This window comes from Candidatus Bathyarchaeota archaeon (assembly GCA_026014725.1).
Lineage (GTDB): Archaea > Thermoproteota > Bathyarchaeia > Bathyarchaeales > Bathycorpusculaceae > Bathycorpusculum.
Map to the genome: position 1 here is coordinate 1 of JAOZHV010000012.1, position 2,181 is coordinate 2,181.

Consider the following 2,181-nt stretch of genomic DNA (forward strand, 5'->3'; position numbering starts at 1 on the left):
CATTTCATTTTATGCTCCTTTTCGGGTGAGAAGAATTACTAGGCATTTGCCTTAGAGACTTGTTGGGGGAGAATTTATTTGTAGCTGTCACGGCGGCTTCAGGGCGTGGGCTAAATAAAACGGTCTGTCGGTACCCGACGATCCCAACTATTGAGGTGGCGATCCCTCACATTAATTGCCTCCGTGAAATCTCCACGTACCCTAAACCATACAGCACAGTGCAAATAAAAAGCTTACGGTACACAAACAGGACACACACCAAATAGTTTGCGATGGTTTTTCTGCAATCAGAACAATTTGGCAAACCAAGCTTAGTCTGCGACTTCCAAGAGCTGTACCGCTACTTAATTGATGACTTTGTCATTCAATATTGCCAGAATTTGGCTAAACGAGATTTCATACATAAGACTAAGTTGTCAGCTCAAAAGAAAGGAAAAAGGCAATATCTTAATGACACTGAAACGAAGGATTTCACTAATAAGCTCAGTAAGTATTTTGAAATGACTGTTGAAATTCCAAGAATAAAAGTCGGAGAAAGACAAACAATCGAGACGCTAATAAATGAAGAATCACTGTTATTAGCCAAGTTTCTGAGAAAAGAAAGAAAAAATTGGAATCCGAGACAGGCAAAAATTCTTTCTTAGGCAAATTGTTTAATAAAGTTTCATAACTATATATTTTATAGGATGGAACTATGCCGGTTTTAATTGATGAATTTTCAGTTAAACCATTATATTTAGAGACTTTTCTTGTGGAACAGAGACTTGGAGTTGCCACTGGTTTTGCAGTTAAGAAAGATGCTTCTTATTATTTAATTACTAATTGGCATGTAGTTACAGGTAGAAATCCTTTTGATAATAATCGACCACTTTCTGCCAGAGGATTAGCAGACCCGAACAAACTAAAAGTGTGGTTTCATGGACAAAATTTAGGCAGTTGGATAGCTAAAGAGATTGAGCTGATTAATAGAGCTGGAGATAAACTTTGGCTTGAACATGAACTACCTGAACAGGTTGATGTAGTAGCTATTCCGTTTGCTGTCACGGAAGATATAAGAATTTATGAGATAGATTTAGCCTTAGCTGATTTTGATTTAATGGTATATCCCTCAGAAGCAGTTAGTATCATTGGCTTTCCTATGGGATTAACTTCTGGAGGCAAATTTCCAATCTGGAAGACTGGACACATTGCCTCAGATATTGATATTGATTGGGATGGCAAGCCTGCATTCTTAATCGATGCAACAACCAAAAGTGGTATGTCGGGCTCCCCTGTAATTGCAAAAAGAGTAAGCCTCTATCAGACATCTCATGGCAATGTGGTTGGGAACGCAGCAAGGTTCCTCGGTGTTTACTCAGGCAGAGAAATTGGTGAATCAGGAGTTGAGGTAGGCTTTGTATGGAAACCAAGAGTTATTTCAGAAATTCTTGGTCATTAAGCAATATTTTTCCATTGTTGTCTTGCCAAAATAATGGAAAATGGTAGAATTAGCTTCTCAGATAGTCGCCCTTGATAGACAGTGAAGGGGACAGAAGGACTCTACACTTTTTGCATATTATTCAGCCCGCTCTGTAAGATGTGTTATGTACACGCTACACGTGCTGTGTGTGATACACGTGATACACGAGCGGAGCAGTTGTGAAAGAGAGAGTGAAAGCGAAAGAAGGTAGGTCGGGAAAAGTTTGGGTTTGGGTTGGGTTTGGGATTAAAATTTAATCCAACCAACCAACCACTTCCTCATCACTCTGCTACCACTCAATCACTCTGTCACTCATTCTCTGTCACTCTCTCTGCTCCTACCTCTCTCTATACACCTATACCTACCCATATACACGCGCGCACGCGCACACGAGAAGGAGGACGCAGGAGGAGGGAGGGGTTTAGTAAAACTAGGGCTCTTTAGAGTGGTCGTTTTCTATGTACACTTGAAGCGCCGCAGAAACGCAAATGCAAATCAAATGCGAAGCAGGGTTGTCTTTGAAAGGTTAACAGTGCCGAGGGCTAGCTTCACACCGTCGTTACACGTTTGACATTTTCGTGTCAAAGCAAGCACTAGGATTTAGAGTTGTACCGAATATTTCCTTAGCAGTTCTGCAAGTATTTCAGGAGTAACAATTGTGCAGTAGATCTTCTTTGTTTCATTAATTCTTGAAAAGTGGTGGAAGGCTGCTTGAATTGAGG

Annotated in this window: 2 protein-coding genes; both read left to right on the forward strand. The window is 40.5% G+C overall.

The window, feature by feature from the left end; genetic code table 11:
• Positions 1–272 precede the first annotated feature (272 nt).
• On the forward strand, positions 273–644 hold the full coding sequence (locus NWE95_01920; protein ID MCW4002657.1) for a CRISPR-associated endonuclease Cas1: 372 nt from the start codon (positions 273–275) through the stop codon (positions 642–644).
• Positions 645–694: 50 nt separating this feature from the next.
• A complete protein-coding gene (locus NWE95_01925; GenBank protein ID MCW4002658.1) occupies positions 695–1,438 on the forward strand; it encodes a serine protease in 744 nt (247 codons plus the stop codon).
• The last annotated feature ends 743 nt before the right edge of the window (positions 1,439–2,181 follow it).